The sequence below is a fragment of the Mesorhizobium sp. GW821-FHT07A06 genome (assembly GCF_059419085.1).
Map to the genome: position 1 here is coordinate 13990 of NZ_JBWKRC010000001.1, position 19143 is coordinate 33132.

Annotated in this window: 17 protein-coding genes; 7 read left to right on the forward strand and 10 right to left on the reverse strand. The window is 63.3% G+C overall.

Going from position 1 to position 19143, the window contains the following annotated elements:
- Window positions 1-14 precede the first annotated feature (14 nt).
- A complete protein-coding gene (locus AC07SZ_RS00065) occupies window positions 15-740 on the reverse strand; it encodes a GntR family transcriptional regulator (protein ID WP_172374214.1) in 726 nt (241 codons plus the stop codon).
- A 122-nt stretch (window positions 741-862) separates the two neighbouring features.
- On the reverse strand, window positions 863-1651 hold the full coding sequence (locus AC07SZ_RS00070; protein ID WP_172374213.1) for a HalD/BesD family halogenase: 789 nt from the start codon (window positions 1649-1651) through the stop codon (window positions 863-865).
- Between the two features lie 101 nt (window positions 1652-1752).
- Between AC07SZ_RS00070 and AC07SZ_RS00075 the strand changes: the two genes are divergently transcribed.
- Window positions 1753-2661 (forward strand): LysR substrate-binding domain-containing protein, encoded by a 909-nt coding sequence (locus AC07SZ_RS00075; RefSeq protein ID WP_494912943.1) that lies wholly within the window; start codon window positions 1753-1755, stop codon window positions 2659-2661.
- Between the two features lie 44 nt (window positions 2662-2705).
- Here AC07SZ_RS00075 and AC07SZ_RS00080 read toward each other — a convergent pair whose 3' ends face one another.
- Together AC07SZ_RS00080 and AC07SZ_RS00085 are read right to left on the reverse strand one after the other, a co-directional pair.
- Window positions 2706-3860, reverse strand: coding sequence for an efflux RND transporter periplasmic adaptor subunit (locus tag AC07SZ_RS00080; protein WP_056564200.1), 1155 nt, complete (start codon window positions 3858-3860; stop codon window positions 2706-2708).
- Window positions 3861-3875: 15 nt separating this feature from the next.
- Window positions 3876-7052 carry an efflux RND transporter permease subunit gene (locus tag AC07SZ_RS00085; RefSeq protein ID WP_056565655.1) on the reverse strand — a complete coding sequence of 1059 codons (3177 nt, stop codon included), beginning with the start codon at window positions 7050-7052 and terminating at the stop codon, window positions 3876-3878.
- A gap of 488 nt (window positions 7053-7540) precedes the next feature.
- Between AC07SZ_RS00085 and AC07SZ_RS00090 the strand changes: the two genes are divergently transcribed.
- Entirely contained in the window at window positions 7541-8131 is a 591-nt protein-coding gene (locus tag AC07SZ_RS00090; RefSeq protein ID WP_494912944.1) for a TetR/AcrR family transcriptional regulator, read from the forward strand.
- A 313-nt stretch (window positions 8132-8444) separates the two neighbouring features.
- On the opposite strand, the gene AC07SZ_RS00095 is transcribed toward AC07SZ_RS00090, so the two are convergent.
- From AC07SZ_RS00095 to AC07SZ_RS00120, 6 genes are all read right to left on the reverse strand, one after another.
- Window positions 8445-9467, reverse strand: coding sequence for a LacI family DNA-binding transcriptional regulator (locus AC07SZ_RS00095; protein WP_056564193.1), 1023 nt, complete (start codon window positions 9465-9467; stop codon window positions 8445-8447).
- Window positions 9468-9604: 137 nt separating this feature from the next.
- Window positions 9605-10396, reverse strand: a complete 792-nt coding sequence (locus AC07SZ_RS00100) for an ATP-binding cassette domain-containing protein (RefSeq protein WP_056564191.1) — start codon at window positions 10394-10396, stop codon at window positions 9605-9607.
- Between the two features lie 3 nt (window positions 10397-10399).
- Entirely contained in the window at window positions 10400-11386 is a 987-nt protein-coding gene (locus tag AC07SZ_RS00105) for an ABC transporter permease (protein WP_056564189.1), read from the reverse strand.
- Between the two features lie 116 nt (window positions 11387-11502).
- Window positions 11503-12438: a substrate-binding domain-containing protein gene (locus AC07SZ_RS00110; protein ID WP_056564187.1), complete on the reverse strand. Its 936-nt coding sequence runs from the start codon at window positions 12436-12438 to the stop codon at window positions 11503-11505.
- Between the two features lie 194 nt (window positions 12439-12632).
- Window positions 12633-12827, reverse strand: coding sequence for an ATP-binding cassette domain-containing protein (locus AC07SZ_RS00115; protein WP_056564186.1), 195 nt, complete (start codon window positions 12825-12827; stop codon window positions 12633-12635).
- A 103-nt stretch (window positions 12828-12930) separates the two neighbouring features.
- A complete protein-coding gene (locus AC07SZ_RS00120; RefSeq protein ID WP_494912945.1) occupies window positions 12931-14088 on the reverse strand; it encodes a fumarylacetoacetate hydrolase family protein in 1158 nt (385 codons plus the stop codon).
- 350 nt (window positions 14089-14438) lie between these two features.
- Between AC07SZ_RS00120 and AC07SZ_RS00125 the strand changes: the two genes are divergently transcribed.
- The 5 genes from AC07SZ_RS00125 (at window position 14439) to AC07SZ_RS00145 (ending at window position 19095) form a co-directional block, all read left to right on the forward strand.
- Complete coding sequence (locus AC07SZ_RS00125; RefSeq protein ID WP_081294672.1) at window positions 14439-15323, forward strand: ABC transporter permease; 885 nt, start codon at window positions 14439-14441, stop codon at window positions 15321-15323.
- Entirely contained in the window at window positions 15320-16141 is an 822-nt protein-coding gene (locus AC07SZ_RS00130) for an ABC transporter permease (protein ID WP_494912946.1), read from the forward strand. The genes AC07SZ_RS00125 and AC07SZ_RS00130 overlap by 4 nt, the downstream gene beginning before the upstream one ends.
- 26 nt (window positions 16142-16167) lie before the next feature.
- Complete coding sequence (locus tag AC07SZ_RS00135) at window positions 16168-17235, forward strand: ABC transporter substrate-binding protein (protein ID WP_065004940.1); 1068 nt, start codon at window positions 16168-16170, stop codon at window positions 17233-17235.
- Between the two features lie 176 nt (window positions 17236-17411).
- Window positions 17412-18020 (forward strand): cupin domain-containing protein, encoded by a 609-nt coding sequence (locus AC07SZ_RS00140; RefSeq protein WP_056564178.1) that lies wholly within the window; start codon window positions 17412-17414, stop codon window positions 18018-18020.
- Complete coding sequence (locus AC07SZ_RS00145; protein WP_494912947.1) at window positions 18010-19095, forward strand: ABC transporter ATP-binding protein; 1086 nt, start codon at window positions 18010-18012, stop codon at window positions 19093-19095. The genes AC07SZ_RS00140 and AC07SZ_RS00145 overlap by 11 nt, the downstream gene beginning before the upstream one ends.
- Window positions 19096-19143: the final 48 nt, after the last annotated feature.

Consider the following 19143-nt stretch of genomic DNA (forward strand, 5'->3'; position numbering starts at 1 on the left):
TGATGGCGAGGGCCTCAGACGTTGTTGTTCCGTCCGGCTCGATCGGCCTTGGCGCCCTTCGATTCCCGTTGCTCCAGCCCGCGCGCATAGGCGAGCAGCTCCTCGAAATCGATGTCGATATGTTCGCGGGCATAGCGCTGTGCGGCGCGCATATCCTTGCCTTTCATGAGCCGCACATAGGTTTCGTGCATGTCCTCGACCGGCACCGGCTCGTTGCGGGCATGCAGATGGAGCGCGAAATACATCTGCAGCCGGCTGGTCAGCCGCTGCCAGGTTTCCAGCAGCACCGAATTGTCGGCCCATTCGTAAATCAGTCCGTGCAGTTGCAGCGCGGTCTCGATCTGGCGCGTGGTGTCGAGAGCCCGCGTCGCCTGCTTCACCGCCTCATGGCGCCGGTCGATCTCGTCGAAGAAGCGCTGGTCGCGTAGCGGCCAGGTGCGCTCGATGGCGAATTCGTCCAGAACCTTGTTCAGCGAATAGGCATCGTCGATGTCCTTGGCGGTGACGTCGACGACGAAGGTGCCGGCGTAGGGAATGCTGGCGAGAAGACCCTCCTGCACCAGTTCGCGCATCGCCTCGCGCAATGGCGCGCGGCTGACCCGCATCTGCTCGGAAATCCTGAGTTCGTTGAGCTTCTGGCCGGGCTCCAACTGGCCGGTCAGGATGGCGCGCCGCAGCAGCGCCACGATCTCGGCGCGGCGCGTCGTGTCGGCAATCGGGCTGAAATCCGTCTTCACCATCCGGCCCACTCCAGTGAGAACAGACAGCAAGACAATCAGATTGTCGACAATCTAACAAGGTCTCATCTTCGGATTTTTCTCGGCGCCGCGCAAAATCCGACCCGGATGCGGTGGAGGGCGGTTCAGGCCGCCCGGCCGTAGAAGCCGACCCGTTCCTCGGCGCTGAACATCACGCCGGGTTTCTCGTAATAGGAGAAAACCGCGATCATGCGCTCGCGTTCGCCTTCGACGGTGGTGACGCGGTGCGCGGTGTTCTTGCCGCGGAAGACATTGAGCGTACCGGGCTTCATGCGCAGGATTTTTGCGTCGGGGTCCCGCCCTTCGAGCAGCCTTGCGACGCCGTCATAGTTTGGATCGTCGTCCGAGCGCAGATCGGTGCGGTATTCGAGGTCGCCGCCACTCTGCGCCTGCTGCAGCAGAAGCGTCGTGGTGAATTCCGAGCGGTCGAAATGCCAGTTCAGCGCCTCTCCGGCGCGGTAGGCCATGACATTGGTGCGGGCCAGCGGATCCTGCATGACATGTAGTTCTGTCTTGCCCATCGTCGCTGCGAGGAAACGCACAAGGGGTTCGTATTCGTAGATGGCAAGCACGGTGCTGTCGGGAAGCTGGTCGGCACAGACAGTGTGGCTGATGGTCTCGACCTTGCGCAAGGCGGGATGGTCGGGCGCCAGTTCGGGGATGCTGGGCTTGAAGTAGATATTGTGCATGCGCTTGTGGATATGGGACTGCGTGTCCATGACCGGCTTGATTTCCCGCACTGCCTGTTCTGCGACGCCGGGCCGCAAAAAACCTTCGAGATTGAACATGCCGTCGGCTTTGAGCGCCGCGACGGACTGTTCGACGAGGCGCTTCCAGTCGGCGCTGCCTTCGCGGTCGAGCGGATAGCGGTCGAGATCGAGAATGTCTTTCATGTCACGTGCTCCAAAGGTTGAACACAGAAGACGGCAAAAAATTCTTTCTCTCAACGTGGAAAATTATTAGGATTGACCAAGAAAATCTTACGGAACCTGGCATGGAAAAACTACCGCCGCTGAACGCGATCAAGGCCTTCGAGGTCGCCGCCCGCTCCGGCAGTTTCACCCTGGCCGCGAGCGAGCTTGGCGTGTCCTCGGCGGCGGTCAGCCAGCAGATCCGCAATCTCGAAACCTGGTTCGGCAAGCAGCTGTTCGTGCGCACTGGCAACCGCATCACGCTGACCGACGCCGGCCACGCCATCTACCCGCAGACCGCGCGTGCGCTTGGCGACATCGCGGCCATCGGCCAGCGCATGCTGGAAGGCGGCCTGAGAACGCGGCTGGTCGTCAGCGTGCCGTTTTCGCTGGCCGAGCTATGGCTGGCGCCGAGGCTGGCTGCGCTTCTCGATGCCTTTCCGCACATGGCGATCGACGTGCGCGCGGAAGACGATCCGATTGATCTGATGCGCCAGAATGTCGATCTGCGCATTTCCTATGGCGACTATCACTATCCCGGTTTGCGGATGATCCGCCTCGTCCATGACGATGTGCTGCCGGTCTGCGCGCCGGAATTCCGGAACCGGCACGGCAATGGCGATCCGGGTCTCACGGACCTGCATGAGAGCCTGTTCATCCACACCAATTGGGGTCCGAACTACGCCTCGCACCCAACCTGGGCCGACTGGTTCGCGGCATGCGGCGCGAGCCGCTCGCCAGACCCGTCGCATGGGCGCCGTGTCGGCTTGTCCAGTCTGGCGATCGCCTCGGCGAGGCTCGGCCTGGGCATTGCCCTTGGCCAGCGGGTGATGGCGCAAGCCGATCTGGAGGCGGGCCGCCTGGTTGCGCTTTCCACTGTTTCAGTGCGCCTCGGCCATCCCTATTGCGCCTTCATGCCACCGGCCAGGGCCGATCGCGCCGATGTGGCCGCCCTTGTCGGCCTGCTCGTGAAAACGGCGCCCGCGACCTGAGAAAAGGTCGAGGGCGCCGCGCGGAAACCGGGCCTGCGGGGGATTCAGGTAGCCGGTTTCTGTGGCAGTGGCGAGATCGGCATTCCCGGTCCGATCTTCTGCAGATTGCCTGTGATGATCTGGTCGCCTTCGGCGACGCCGCTCAGGATCGCAACCAGATCGCCGCTGGTCGGGCCGAGCGAGACCAGGCGCTGGTCGACCGTGTTGCCCTTGCCGACGACGTAGAGATATTTGCCGAGCTGGCTCGAACCCAGCGCCGTCTGCGGCACCATCAGCGCGTCGGGCTGCTGCCTGATATGCAGCCGCACGCGGACATACTGGCCAGGCATCAGCGTGAACTTCGCATTGCCGATGGTGGCGCGTGCGGTGATGGTTCCGGTCGAATGGTCGACCGTGTTGTCGATGAAGGTGAGTTCGCCCTTCTGGCTGGTCTCGGTCTCGCCCGGAAGCAGAACCTCGACCTCGATCGGGCCGGCCGCGCGGGCCTGCTCGATCTCGGCCAGATCCGTCTCGCTCGGATTGAAGGTGACATAGATCGGGTCAAGCTGCACCAGCGTGTTGAGCACCGTGCCGGCGACGCTGACCAGCGTTCCGACCGAAGCCTGATTGCGGCCCAGGCGCCCGGTGAACGGCGCATGGATCTCGGCATAGCTCAGATTGAGCTCCGCCGTGCGCACCGCTGCCTGGTTGAGCGCCAGCGACGCCTGTGCCTCGCGCAAGGTGCTTGTGCGCTGGTCGAAGCTGTCCTTGTCCAGGTAGCCGCTCTTGGCGAGCTCGGTGCCGCGGCCGAGATTGGAACGCGCATAGTCGAGTGTCGCCGTATCGCGCTGCACCTGGGCTTTCGCCTGGTCGAGAGCTGCCTGGAAGTCGTCGGGCGAGATCTTGTAAAGGAGGTCGCCCTGCCGCACATCCGCGCCATCTTGCGCGGTCTGTTCCTGCAGGTAGCCCGGCACGCGCGCTTGCAGCGTGATGCTGCGGATCGGCTCGATGCGGGCGGCATAGTCGAGATAGATCGGGATCGTCTTCTTGACGACGCTTGCCACCGGCACCGGCATGACGAATGCCGCCGGAGCCGGCGTCGCCGCTCCCGCCGTGGCGCCGCTCAACCTGAGGTTACCCATGTCGAGCAGGTGGACGCTGGCCACCGAGATCGCGCCCAGTGCGACAGCCGTTCCCAACGCGATTTTCCATTTACGCATGATTAGTCTCCAATCTTATTCGGCCGCTTCCGCCAGGGGAGGGAAGGCGGGTTCGGCAGTTGGTTCAGTGTGCTTGGAGGCGGGCTCGCCGCTTTCGCGGCGCTCCCGCAGTTGTTCAATGACCGCGTAGAAGACCGGCACGAACACCAGCGACAGGATGGTCGCGGCGACCATGCCGCCAAACACGGTGGTGCCGATCGACTGACGGCTCGCGGCACCGGCGCCAGTGGCGAACATCAGCGGCAGCACGCCGAGGATGAAGGCGAAAGCCGTCATCAGGATCGGCCGCAGCCTGAGCCGCGCGGCTTCCATCGCCGCCTCGACGATGCTGAGGCCCTCCTCGCGTCGCCGTCTTGCGAACTCGACGATCAGGATGGCGTTCTTGGCCGCCAGGCCGATCAGCATGACGAAGCCGATCTGCGAGTAGACGTCGATCTGCATGCCGCGCGCCCAAAGTGCGGCGAACGCGCCGAACAGGGCTAGAGGCACCGCCAGCAGCACCATGAACGGCATTGCCCAGCTCTCATACTGAGCCGCCAGGATCAGGAAGACGAAGACGATGGCGAGGCCGAAGACGACGGACGCGATCGATCCTGCCTTGAGCTCCTGGAAGGTGATGCCGGTCCATTCGAAACCGAAATCCCTGGGCAGGGCGGTGGCGGCCGCCCGTTCCATGGCGGCGACCGCCTGGCCCGAGGAGAAGCCGGGTGCGGCACCGCCATTGATCGAGGCGGAGGCGTTGTTGTTGTAGTGCGGCACGGTTTCGGGACCGACGAAGGGCACGAGCTTGCCCAGCGTCGAGAGCGGCACCATGCCGCCGGAGGCGTTGCGCACATAAAGCCGCGAAATGTCGGCGGCGCCCGCACGTGCATCCTTGTCGGCCTGGATGGTCACCCGGAAGGTGCGGCCGAACAGGTTGAAGTCGTTCACGTAGAGCGAGCCGAGATAGATCTGCAGCGTGTTGAAGACATCGGGCAGGTTGAGGCCGAGCAGCTTGGCCTTGCTGCGGTCGAGGTCGTAGTTGAACTGCGGCGTCGAGGTCGAGAACGGCGAGAACAGCTGCTGCGGGTTGATCTCCGGCTGCTTGCGCGCCTCGGCGATCACGGCTTGCGTCGCGTCGTTGAGGGCGGTGCTGCCACGACCGGTCAGGTCCTCGACGACGAATTCGAAGCCGCCCGTGGTACCAATACCCGGGATGGAAGGCGGATCGAAGCTCAGCGCAAAGGCTTCCGGAATCTGCATCAGCTTGCCGCGCACGTCGGACACAAGCTTCGATGCGCTCTGGTCGGGGCCACGCTCTTCCCATGGCTTCAGGATGGCGAACTCGACCGCCGAGTTCGATTGCGCGGCACTGGTCAGGAAGTTCAGGCCGCTGATCGAGCCGACGATGTCGACGCCGGGCGTCGCCTGCAGGATGTCGCGCGCTTGCTTGGCCACCGCGTCGGTGCGTTCCAGCGAGGCGCCGTCGGGCAACTGGATGACGACGAAGAAATAGCCTTGGTCCTCGACCGGAAGGAAGGTCGACGGCAGACGCTGCCAGACGAAGTATGTTGCGACCAGTCCGGCCGCGAACAGGCCGAGCATGATCCAGCGCAAGCGGATGAGGAAGCGCACGCCATGGGCATAGGCATGCGACAGCCTGTCAAAGCCGGTGTTGAACCAGCGGAACAGCACGAACTGCGTCGGCTGGCGATGCTTCAGGAAGGCGGCACTGAGCGCGGGGCTGAGCGTCAGCGAATTGAAGGCGGAAATGCCGACGGAAATCGCCACGGTCAGCGCGAACTGGTTGTAGAGCCGGCCCGAAACACCGGGAATGAAGGCAACCGGCACGAACACGGCCATCAGCACCGCGGTGGTGGCGATGATCGGGCCGGTGACTTCGGCCATGGCGGCCTTGGTGGCCGCCAGTGGTTTCAGCCCTGCCTCCAGTTGCCTTTCGACATTCTCGACCACCACGATGGCGTCGTCGACCACGAGGCCGATCGCCAGCACCATGCCGAGCAGGGAGAGCATGTTGAGCGAGAAGCCCAGCATCTCCATGACGACCAGCGTCGCCACCAGCGATACCGGAATGGCGATGGTCGGGATGATGGTCGTGCGCCAGCTCTGCAGGAAGACGAACACCACGGCGACGACCAGCACCAGCGCTTCGCCGAGCGTGATCAGCACGTCATGCATCGACGCCGAAACGAAGCGCGTCGTGTCGTAATGCATCGCGTAGGATACGCCCTTGGGGAATCGGCCGGACAGCTCCTGCATCTTGTCCTTGACGCGCTGCTGAAGGTCGAGCGCGTTGGAACCAGGCATCTGGTAGACGGCGAGCACCACGGTCGGGTCCTTGCCGAAGAAGGCCGAGGACGAATATTGCAGCGCGCCAAGCTCGATCCGGGCAACGTCGCGCAGCCGCACCAGCGAGCCGCTGTCGGTGTTGGCGCGCACGACGATGTCGCCGAATTCCTTCGGGTCGCTCAGGCGGCCGACGGCGTTGACCTGCATCTCGAAGGCGGTGCCTGCCGGCGCCGGAGACTGGCCGATCTTGCCCGCCGCCACCTGGACGTTCTGTTCGGCGATGGCATTCTGCACGTCGACGGCGGTGATGCCGAGATTGGCGAGCTTGTCGGGATCGAGCCAGACACGCATCGAATAGCGCCGCTCGCCGAAGATCTGGACGTCGCCAACGCCTTCCAGCCGCTTCAGCGGATCGACGACCTGGAGATAGGCAAGGTTCGAGAGCGCCACCGGATCGACGGAACTGTCGGGCGAGGTCAGGTTGACGATCAGGACGAAGTTCGGGTTCTGCTTCTTGATCGTCACGCCGCCCTGGTTGACGATCGCCGGCAGCGACGATGCCGCCTGCGAGACGCGGTTCTGGACGTCGACGGCGGCGGTGCTCAGGGAGTAGCCGACATCGAAGGTGATGGTGATGGTCGAGGAACCGTCATTGGAGCTCGTCGACGACATGTAGGTCATGCCTTGCACGCCGTTGATCTGCTGCTCCAGCGGCGTCGTCACCGTGTCGGCCACCACTTGCGCGCTGGCGCCCGGATAGTGGGCGCTGACCACGACCTGGGGCGGCGTGATGTCGGGAAACTGCGAGACCGGCAGCAGGAAATAACAAATCGTCCCGGCGAGCACCATGATGATGGCGATCGACGAGGCGAAGATCGGGCGGTGAATGAAAAAGTTTACCACGACACACATGCCTCGCCGGCTGCTCTTGCCCGCCCGAAGGCACTGGCAACCCTGGACAACTGGCCGTGCCCGTCACGGGACGCTTCCCGTGAACGCAGCAACGGCACCTCGCGACGCTGCCCATCGGCAAGCGAGCGAAGCATTTTCTCGAAAGCGCGGGGGTCGACCCCATCTGCTTTCATGACCAGCCGGATCATCGGATCCCGGACGGCCTCATCTATGGTAAGATCGCGGCGCTGTGGCATTGGCCGGCTCCTTGTCTGTCGATTCGCAGCCCATGCTCGCGAACCGTTTTCATTTCTTCACCGGCCGAGGCCGCATGATTGGCAGTTTCTCGTCCCTCTCATCTGGCAGGACCAGTTCACGGCCTTGTTATTGACGGCGGACGACATAGGTGTTACCAGTAAGTAACATTCTGGAAGTTACAGACCGGTAACACCCTAGTCAAGAGGTGGCCGAGGGTTTTTTGGAAACGAAAGGAGATCATGATGACAGACGGCGTCGTGGAGCGCTCTCGTCCCCGGGATCGAATCCTGGAGACGGCACGCGACATGTTCCACAAGCACGGCATCAAGGGCGTCGGCGTCGACGCCATTACCGAAGCTGCCGGCACGAACAAGATGACGCTCTATCGTCACTTCGAATCCAAGGACGAGCTGATCGTCGAGTGCCTGCGCGCCAGCGCGGCCAAGGCGGGCGCCATGTGGGACACTTTCGAGGCCGAGTTCCCTGGCGACAAGCTTGCGCAACTGCATGCGTGGATTCGCAAGGCAGCTGCCATGCTCAATGCGGATGGTCGCGGCTGCGATATGGCCAATGCCGCCGCGGAGCTGACCGAGCCGGACCATCCGGCCAGGCTGGTGATTAAGGAACTCAAGGAGGCTCAGCGCGAGCGCCTCGTGACGTTATGCCGGGATGCCGGCATTGGTCAGGCCGAACTGCTCGCAGACACGCTGTCGCTTCTGTTCGAGGGTGCGCGCGTCAGCGTGCAGACGGTAGGGGCCGAAGGTCCGAGCACCCAGTTCGTGCGCATGGCCGAAGGGCTGGTCGTTTCCTTCCGGGGCGCTGCCGCTGGTTGAGTTTAGTCGCCTCTGTCGGTGGTTTTCCGGTCATAAGACCGAGGCGATGCCTGGCGCCGTTCGACGCAGGCTGTGCCCCCATCCCTGATAGCAGAACGAAAAAAGCCCGCTGCCGGGAGGAGGTGGCAGCGGGCTCGATTTCGAATGTGATGCGGGAGGAGGTGCACCCCATTCAGCGTCGGCATCGCATCTGGGAGGAGTAGATGGCCGACAACCAGAAACTATGAGTTGCCCAATGATTCGGCAACAATGAATTGTGCATAGCTGCTGTGCAGATTTGCCGTGTCGTCCGCAAAAGCCGGGAAACACGGTATCATTGCACCGGAACGTTTTCCCTGAAGATCAGTCGTGGCTCGATGAATTTTCGCGTCAGATAGGGCGCCGATGAGGCGATGGAGCCCAGCAGGCGAATGACCGACTGTTCGGCGATCAGCCTGGCGTTCTGGTCGATGACGACATCGGCGAGGTCGTCGACGAGGTAGCCGCGCGTTTCTCTCGTCAGGTCGTGGCAGATGAAGACCGGCTTGCGGTTGGGCCTGGCTTCCCGGATGGCTTTTGCAACGCCGGAGCGCCCGGCCCCGACACAATAAATGCCGAGCAGTTCCGGTTCGTTGTGCAGCGCCTTCATGGTTTCGGCATAGCTGGCATCCGGCTCATCGTTGATCTCGACGGCACTGGTTACGGTGAGGTTGGGAAATTCCTCGCCAAGCACGGAGCGAAAGCCCATTTCACGTTCCTCATGTCCGCGATAGGAGCGCGAGCCGACGACCATCGCAAGATGGCCCTCGCGGCCGCCGAGGAAGCGTCCCATCAAGAGCGCGGCCGTCCGTCCCGCCACGCGGTTGTCGATGCCGACATAGGCCGAGCGGGGAGCGGCCGGAATATCGGACACCAGCGTCACCAGGCGGATGCCGGTGTCGACAATGTCGCGCAGGATGTTGCGGGTTCGCGGATGGTCGATGGCGATGACACCAACGCCATTGGCCCTCAGCGACAGGTTTTCGACGGCCCCCTGCAGCGCATTCGGCGCGATGCCGGCGAGGTTGTGGATCCGGCAGGAGGCGACCAGCGGCAGGCGTGATGCATAGTCCTCGATGTGTCTTGCCAGATCCTGCATGAAGGCATTGCTGCCGATCGGCAGGAAGAATTCGAGATTTGCAGGCTTCGAGGGAAGCGTCACCTGGTCGGCGACCGGCAAATAGCCAAGCTGCTTGGCCGCCTCCATCACGCGCTGCCGGTTGGCTGCACTGGCACCTGGCCTGTTGTTGAGCACCCTGTCGACCGTCGCGGTCGAGAGTCCGCAGTTCCTGGCGATGTCGGAGACGGTGGCCTTCATGCCGCAACCCTATGCGCCGATGCGATGGCGCGCCAGACAAGCGATTTGGCGGCCGATGCGATATTAGGGACGGGTGATCGACACCCATCATCGCGATGCGCATTCGGCTGCCTCGACAAGATGGCTTCCGCCCGTGCTCAATGTGACGGCTTGCCGTCGGCGATGGCGTCGCGGATTTCCTTGTCCGACATGCCGGTGATGATCCGCTCGACTTCCGTCACGGTTGTCTTCTTCGGGTCGATGTCGTCGGCGACCACCTTGCCCCGGCGCATGACGACGATGCGGTCGACCACCTGGAAGACATGATGAATGTTGTGCGCGATGAAGATGCAGGAATGGCCGGAATCACGGGCGTTGCGTACGAAGCTCAGCACGCCCTGCGTTTCGGCGACGCCGAGGTTGTTGGTCGGCTCGTCGAGGATGATGAGGTCGCTGTCGAAATGCATGGCGCGCGCGATCGCCACCGCCTGGCGCTCGCCGCCCGACAGCGAGCCGATTGGAGTCGTCGGCGGGATGTTCTTCGAGATGCCGACCTGTTTGAGCAGGTCGCGGGCGACGGTGTTCATCGCCTCTTGGTCCATGCGGTTGAGGAAACGCGGCGGCTTGATCGGCTCACGCCCGAGGAACAGATTGCGGGCGATCGACAGTTGCGTGACCAGAGCCGAGTCCTGGTAGATCGTCTCGATGCCCTGGGCGATGGCGTCGCTGGTGCTGCGCAAGGTTACCTTCTTGCCGCGGATGAAAATGTCGCCGCTGGTCAGCGGCACGGCGCCTGAGAGCACCTTGATCAGCGTCGACTTGCCGGCGCCGTTGTCGCCGAGCAGGCCGACGATCTCCCGCTCATTGACATGAAAATTGGCGTCCTCCAGCGCTTGCACGCGACCATAGGACTTGCGGATATTCTGCATGCGGATCAATGGCTCGGCCATGGTTCAAGTCCCTGCCTGATGCCGGCGTTCCAGCCATGAGTGGAGCGCCATCATGCCAAGGATGATAGCGCCGATGAAGATGTTGTAGGCGAGGCCCGGCACGCCGATCAGCACGATGCCGTTGCGCATCACGCGCAGGATCAGGATGCCGAGCACGGTGCCGATGATGGTACCGCGCCCGCCGGTCAGCGCCGTGCCGCCGATCACCACCATGGCGATGACTTCGAGTTCGTAGCCGGTGCCGCTGTTGGGATTGGCTGCGGACGTGCGCAGCGAGGAGATGACGCCGGCCAGCGAAGCCATGACCGAGGAGAGCACGAACAGGCCGATCTTGACGCGGTTGACATTGACGCCGCGGGCCCGCGCCGCGTTGGGATTGCCGCCCGCCGCCTGGATCCAGTTGCCGGTCCGGCTCTGCGTCAGCACATAGCCGAGCGCGATCGCCGCGGCGATGAACCAGAACAGCGACATGTAGATGCGGAACGGCCCGATGAAGAAGTCGCCGACCAGCGCTTCCGCCAGCCAGCTGCCCTCGGCGCTCCAGGTGCGTTGCGGAAAACCGTCGGTGATGAAAAGGGCACTGCCGCGCACCACCAAAAGCATGCCGAGCGTCACCAGGAAGGAGGGGATCTTGAGCTGGGTGACGAACCAGCCATTGACCAGGCCGATCAGGGCGGCGACCAGCAGCGCGGCGACGAAGCCCATTTCCAGCGAGGTGACGCCACTGTTGAACAGCGTCCACATCAGCACCGGCGAAAAGCCGAACAGGGAGCCGACGGAAAGGTCGAATTCGCCTGACGTCATCAGCAACGTCATCGCCAGCGCGATCAGGCCGAGCTCGACGGTGAAGGCCAGCGTGTTGGAGATATTCTGTGGCGACAGGAAGTCGTGGTTGAAGCCCCAGAAGACACCGATCTCTACGACGAGCAGCACGAAGGGACCAAATTCAGGCCGCGCGATCAGGCGTTGGACAAGCGAATGATTTTCCACAGGGAACCCGCGACATGGTTGGAACGGGCCGCGATCCCACCGCATCGGGCGGGCCAGTCGCGGCGCAAGGGAAACCTGGCGCCGCGTGCCAGAACGGTGCGGCGCCAGGATCGCGGTTATTTGCCGGACAGGATCTTGTCGTAGACGCCGGCCGTGTCCTTTTCGTAGAGCGCGCCGGTGATGACGTTGAAGCCCGGAGGAATGCCTGACGCGGCCATGTTGGCGAGCGACAGCGCGACATAGCTGGTCGCCTGCGGGTCCTGCCACTGGCCGGCATTGACATAGCCGTTCAGCACTTCCTGCGTGGTGTCGAGCGAATTGCCCCAGCCGACGACCGGGATTTCGCCCGGCTTGACGCCGACCTGGTCGAACACCCGCTTGATCGAGCCGGTGACGAGGTCGCCGAGGCCGATGATGGCGTTGACCTTGCCTTTGTGGGCGGTGAGGTAGTCGACCATGCGGTTGATCACCTCGGCCTGATCGAGCGTCGCTTCGGTCACTTCATAGGTGATGCCGAGCGGTCCGAACACGCTCTTGATGCCTTCTTCTTCCTGGACGCCGTAGGTGGCGCCGGGAATCTCGACCGGCATCCAGACGAAGTCGCCCTTCTTCACCAGGCCCTTGTCGACCAGATACTGCGCCCAATGCTTGCCGAAGGTGACGTTGTCGCCGCCGACATAGGCATTGAAATTGGCCTTGGGATCGGGCGTGTTGAAGTTGATGATCGGGATGTTGGCGGCGCGGGCTTCCTTGACGATCTCGACAAGGCTGCCCGGATCGGGGCTGGTGGTGACGATACCGTCGGCCTTGGCCGAGAGGGCGGCGCGAACCGCTTCCTGCTGGGAGGCGACATCGCCATTGTGGAACGAGGTGTTGACGGTATTGCCGGTGTCCTTGGCCCATTGCTTGGCACCGGCCAGGAAGTAGGTCCAGACCGGGTCGGCCGGGCCGCCATGTGAAATCCAGTAGAAGGTCTTGGCCTGCGCCGCGGCGGGAATGACCGTCAGCGCGACCAGCAGGCCGTAGAGCACAAGTCTCAGTCTTGTCAGCATTTGATTTCCTCCCGGTTGAAGATGATCCGTCCCTTGTTCCGGCTCGGCCGGATTGCGTCTTTTGCCAGCGCCGCTCGGATGCCTAAGAGCATTCCCTTTTTCGACGAATGGCAAGCCTCCATCTGCAGATGTAGTCGGCGCCTGACGCGCCGCCATCAGCGGACCCATCAGATTGCATCAGTTGGGAGGATTTTTCAGGGCAGCCGGATGATCGGCGAAGGGGCTCGGCCCGTCAGCACCTTTGTCAGCGTTGACTTGCCGGCGCCGCTTTCGCCGACCAGCGCGTGGATCGAGCCGCCCTCGATCACAAGGTTCATGTCTTCGAGCATGACCGTGCCGCCAAGGCGACTGGCGACCTTGCGCACGAACAGGATCGGCGAATCGGACATCGGAGCGGCCCCCTGACCGCACCGCGACCTTGAAGCGGATCGCGTCCGCAGTCGTCCAGTTCCGCGCAAAATCATGTTGGTTGCGGCGGTTTGGGCGAAGATTCTAGAGAAGATCAGCTTTCGCCAGGTCGCGCATCAAATGGCTGGCGCCGTAGGTCCAGTGCGGGCAATCGGGCGACAGCCGCACCCGGTTGACCAGCGCGCCGAATTTTTCCGACGAGATGGTGACGATGTCGCCGACCTTGTGTGTAAACCCCTTGCCTTTCTCGCCGCGGTCCTTCGACGGCACGAACATGGTGCCGAGATAGAGCGCCAGCCCGTCCGGATACTGATGGTGCGGCCCCATGGCCGCGGCAACCAACTCTTCCGGCGAACGGCTGATCTCGGCCATCGAGCTTGCGCCTTCCAGCGAGAATCCGTCCTCGCCCTCGACTTTCAGGCGCACCACGGCCCGCTTCACGTCGTCGATCGAGAACGTGTCGTCGAACAGGCGGATGAAGGGGCCAAGCGATGCGGAGGCGTTGTTGTCCTTGGCCTTGCCAAGCAGCAGTGCGGAGCGTCCTTCCACGTCGCGCAGATTGACATCGTTGCCGATGGTGGCGCCGACGATCCTGCCGCTCGAGGCGGCGATCATGGCGATCTCCGGTTCCGGATTGTTCCAGGTCGACACCGGATGCAGGCCGACATCGGCGCCGAAGCCGACCGAGGCCATCGGTTGGCACTTGGTGAAGATCTCTGCGTCGGGGCCTATGCCCACTTCCAGATATTGCGACCAGGCGCCGCGCGCGATGAGCTTGGCCTTGATCTCCATGGCCTCCGGGGACCCCGGCTTGAGCTTCGACAAATCATGGCCGATCAGTCCGGCAATGTCGGCGCGGATGGCATCGGCCTTTTCCGCCGAGCCGCGCGCCTGTTCCTCGATCACCCGCTCGAGCAGGCTGACGACGAAGGTGACGCCCGATGCCTTGACCGCCTGCAGGTCGACAGGGGAGAGGAGGTGCGGTTTTGCCGGATCGCGCCCGGCCTCGAAACTGTTGGCCGCGATGTCATCGAGCGAGCCGATCGGCTTGCCCCTGGCCGAGCGCACATGCCCTGCCGGATCGGCCATCTCGCAGATATCACGCACGGTCGGCGCCGCGCTTGATGTGATGTCGAAGACGGTGCCGTCACGTACCGTGACCACCATGGGATGCGAGACATCGCCACTCCTGGCGCGGCCGACAAGAAGACCCTCGGTGGGCAGATGCGTCGGGTTTGTCATGCGCGGGCTCCTCTGATCATCGAAATTGCGGCTTGCCGGATAGGCGCGGCACTTTCACCGGATTCCGATCAAAGGTCTATCCCATCGATGGTGATCCAAGCTGCCGTGCTTTGGCTGTGAAACCTCGGATCCGCGACAGCTCGGTCTTGCCAGGCGGCACAAAACGCGAGCTTTTTCAAGAGCATGAAATGCCCAATGGATTTTCATGCCGGACAAGTAAGCCCGTGCGGCTCCGGTCTCGCCGAATTCGGGCGTTGATCTCAACCATCAATGCCAGCGGGATTCTGCTTGACAGTTTCACAAATATGAAAAAATCTCAGCCAATTTCAGAATCTCGATGGAACAGGTCCATGTCGACCCTGGTTGCAACAGAGGTGCCCGAGTCCCGGTCCTTGTCGGGCTTCCGGCTCGCCATGCTGCTGCCGGGGGCAATGGTCACGTTCCTGCTGATCCTGTTCGCGCTTGGCCTGGTGCTGTTCCTTGCCTTCCGCGGCAATGACGGCTCGCTGCTCGGCGTTGGGCTGACCGTCGAAAACTTCACCACCGTGGCAACCGATCCGCTCTACTGGACGGTGACGCTGCGCTCGCTGGTCATTGCCGGTCTGGTGACGCTGGCAACCGTCGTCACCGCCTATCCCGTCGCCTACTATCTCGCCTTCCATGCCGGTCGCCGGCGCGGCCTGCTGCTTTTCCTGGTCACGCTGCCGTTCTGGACCAGCTATCTCCTGCGCGTCTTCGCCTGGAAGATCGTGCTCGCCTATAACGGCGTCTTGAATTCGGCGCTGATCGAAAGCGGCATCTGGTCGGAGCCGACGCTGGCCTTCCTCAACACACCGGCGGCGGTGGTCGTCACGCTCGCCCATGCCTACGCGCCGTTCGCCATCCTGCCGATCTATGTGGCGCTGGACACGATCCCGAAATCGCTGCTCGAGGCCGCTTCCGACCTTGGCGCGCGACCGTTCACTGCGTTCCGCCGCGTCGTTTTGCCAAACTCCATGCCCGGCGTTCTGGCCGCGGCCCTAGTCGTCTTCGTGCCGACGGTTGGTGACTATGTCACACCGGCCATGGTCGGCGGCCCGGCCAGCACCATGATCGGCACGCTGATCCAGTCACAGTTCGGCAAGGCCAATGACTGGCCGTTCGGTGCGGCACTTTCGGTCTGCGTCATGCTGGTCATCCTCCTCGTTGTGCTGGTCGCGCGCGGCGCCGACCGCAGATTTGGCAGCCGCACATGAGGGCCGAACACGCCGGGACGAAACGAGATGGCCCCTGGCTCGGCCTCTACGTACTTGCCTATCTGGTGTTCCTCTATCTGCCGGTTCTGCTGATCCCGCTGTTTTCCTTCAACGATTCCATCCAGGCGGCGTTTCCCCTGCAGGGCTTCACGCTGCAGTGGTACGCGACGCTCTACGGCAATCCGGCGCTTTCGGGCGCGCTCGCCAACAGCCTCGTCATCGGCGTCGTCGCGGCTTCGGGCGCCACGCTGTGCGGCATCACCGTGTCCTATATGGATCTGTATGGCCGCTCCCCTTTGGCCGTCACCATCAGCGCCATCGCGCGGCTTCCGATCCTCATCCCGGGCGTCATCGTCGGCATATCGTTGCTGATCCTTGTCAACCTGATCGGCCTCGGGCCATCGCGCATCGCCATCGTTCTCGGCCACATACTGGTGGCTCTGCCGACCACCGTGGTCATCATGCGCAGCCGTTTCGCCGCCATCCCCAGGACCGTTCGCGAGGCGGCCCTCGATCTTGGCGCTTCCGACTGGACGACGTTCCGGCGCGTCATGCTGCCGCTCAGCCTGCCGGCCGTGCTGTCGGCCTTCATGCTTGCTTTCCTGATCTCCTTCGATGAATTCATCGTCGTCTTCTTCCTCGCCGGAACCGAGCCGACATTGCCGCTCTACATCTGGAGCCAACTGCGCTTTCCCCGATCGTTGCCGACCGTCATGGCGCTGGGGACGGTGATCCTGGCTGTTTCCTTCATCATCGCCGGTACCGCCGAGATCCTGCGCCATCGCGGGCTTGGCGCCGCGCGCCGCAATCCAGCCTGACCATAACAACCAAGAGGAGAACGAAAATGGCATTCCTGAAATCGATAACCGGACACAAGGCCCGGGCCGGCCTCGCGGCATTGGCGCTCGCCCTGTCCTCGACCGTGACGCTGGCCGCCGAAAAACTTCAGTATTTCACCTGGTCGGGTTACGAATTGCCCGACTTCAACAAAAGCTTCCTTGCCGCGCATCCCGATGGCGTCGAGGCCTCGATCTTCGGGGACGACGACGATGCCTTCACCAAGGTCAAGGCTGGCTTCCGTCCTGACATCGCCCATCCCTGCTATGACAAGGTGGCGCGCTGGAACAAGGAAGGCCTGCTGCAGCCGATCGACACCAAGCGCATCAAGAACTGGGATTCGATCTTCCCGGTATTCAAGAACCTGCCCGACCTGCAAGCCGGCGACGGCAAGGTCTGGATGGTGCCGTGGGACTGGGGCAACACCTCGATCCTCTACCGCACCGACCTGGTGAAGAATCCCGAGGCGAGCTGGAACCTGCTCTGGGACAAGCAATATGCCGGCCGCATGGCGACCATCGACGCCGTCCATGACACGCCGATCGTTGCCGCGCTTCTCGCCGGCGTGAACCCCTTCGACATGACGCCGGCTGAGATGGACAAGGTCGCGGCAAAGCTGCGCGAACAGCGCCCGCTGCTGTCGAGCTACACCACCGACATGACCTCGGTCGAGCAGGCGCTGGCCAGCGGCCAGCTGGTCGCCGCCATGACCTGGAACGCATCGGCCACCTCGCTGAAGAAGCAGGGCGTGCCCGTCGAGTTCATGAAGCCGAAGGAAGGCATGCTGACCTGGGCCTGCGGCTTCGTCATGCTGAAGGACGCCAAGAATGTCGATCTCGCCTATGACTTCATCAACAGTCGGCTCGACGCCGACTCCGGCAAATTCCTGATCCAGTCCTATGGCTATGGCAGCTCGCTCAGCACTGCTTTCGCCGGCGTGTCGAAGGACGAACTGGAGAAGCTGCAACTGCCGTCCGACCCGGAGGTGATGCTGAAGAGCACCATCTTCACCGGGCCGATGAAACAGAACGACGATGTGGCCAAGATGTTCGAGAAAGTGAAGGCTGGCGGGTGACGCTGGTTCTTCCTTCTCCCCTTGTGGGAGAAGGTGTCGCCGAAGGCGACGGATGAGGGGTGCTCCAGCTTGGCGCCGACGGTGATCCGTCACCCACCCCTCATCCGTCTCGGCGCTACGCGCCGATCCACCTTCTCCCACAAGGGGAGAAGGAAGAAGCAAACGAGGACGAATGCATGGATGTTCTTGACGAAGCGGCGGACAAGCCGAAGGATGATGCCGATGTGCGGGTCGGCCGACGCGTGCGGGCGCTCAGGCTCGAGCGCCGCCTGTCGCTGGCCGAGCTGGCTGTGAGGGCGGGCGTGTCGATCGGCGCGCTCAGCCAGATCGAACGCGGCATGTCCTCGTTGCGCGTCAAGGTAATCTGGCCGCTCGCCGCCGCGCTCGACATCGAGCCTTCGGCGCTGATTGCCGATGGCAACGAGGCCGTCAACGATCTCTATTGCGTGCGCGCCAACAGCCGCCGCGCGATTCCGGTGAAATCCGAAGGCATCGCCAAGGCACTGCTGTCGCCGCCCGGCGCGACGCTGACCGGCATGCTGGTGACGGTGGAAGCCGGTGGCGGCACGGCGGAAGCCTACGCCCATGCCGGCCATGAATTCGGCTTCGTGCTTTCGGGCGAAGTCGAACTGGTGGTGGATTCGACAAGATATGGGCTGAAGACCGGCGACAGTTTCGCCTTCAAGAGCACGCTTTTGCACGCCTTCCGCAATCCCGGCGCGGAGCAGTGCCAGATCCTGTGGGTCAACACCACGAAGCCGTCCGAGGTTCGCGATGGCGCCTGATCCACTCGTCCGGCTGCAGGCGGTTTCCAAGGTTTTCCCCGGTGGCATCGTCGGGCTCGATGCTGTCGATCTCGACATTGTCAGCGGCGAATTCATCACGCTGCTCGGGCCGTCGGGCTGCGGCAAAACCACCAGCCTGCGTGTCATTGCCGGCTTCGAAAGTCCGTCGAGCGGCAAGGTCTTGCTCGAGGGCCGTGACATCACGGCCCTTCGGCCTTTCGACCGGCCGGTCAACACCGTGTTCCAGGACTACGCGCTGTTTCCGCACATGGACGTCGCCGAGAATGTCGGCTTCGGCCTGTCCTTGCGAAAACTGTCCGGCGCCGAGCAGGCTAAGCGCGTCGGCGAAGCCCTGGAGATGGTGGGTCTCGCCGACAAGCTTCGCGCTCGCGTCCTGGAACTTTCGGGCGGCCAGCGCCAGCGCGTCGCGCTCGCCCGCGCCATCGTCTGCGAGCCGCGCGTGCTCTTGCTCGACGAGCCGCTGTCGGCGCTGGACGCGCATCTGCGCGAACAGATGCAAGTCGAGTTGAAGCGGCTGCAGTCGCGGCTTGGCACCACCTTCGTCATGGTCACCCACGACCAGACCGAGGCGCTGTCGATCTCCGACCGCATCGTCGTCATGAACAAGGGCCGCATCGAGCAGATCGCGCCGCCGGCGACCCTCTATGATCGGCCCGCAACAAAGTTCGTGGCGAGCTTCATCGGCACCATGAATCTCCTGCAATCGCATTTTGTCGGCCGCGATGGCGATCGCCTGCGTTTCACTGCCGGCACCTTGCCGCTGGAGGCCATTTCCGAAACCGGCCAGTCCCCCGGCGAAGGCGACATGCGCACCATCGGCGTGCGTCCGGAGGATCTGCTGGCGACGACCGAGGCCGCGCCCGGCACGGCGCCGGCACGTGTCAACAGCATCGTATTTCACGGTCGTACGCTACGCCTGCATGCCGAACTCGGGCAAGGGTTGCCGGTCGTGATCGATGCGCCGCGCAAGGCAGAGGGGTTTCAATTCAGCGTCGGTGATGTGGCGCATATCAGCCTGCGTCGTGGCGCCAACTGCCCTGTGCTGCCGGGCTAGGCTGACCACCTCGCAAGGTCTGCGCACAACTGCGGGGGCGAAGCAGGT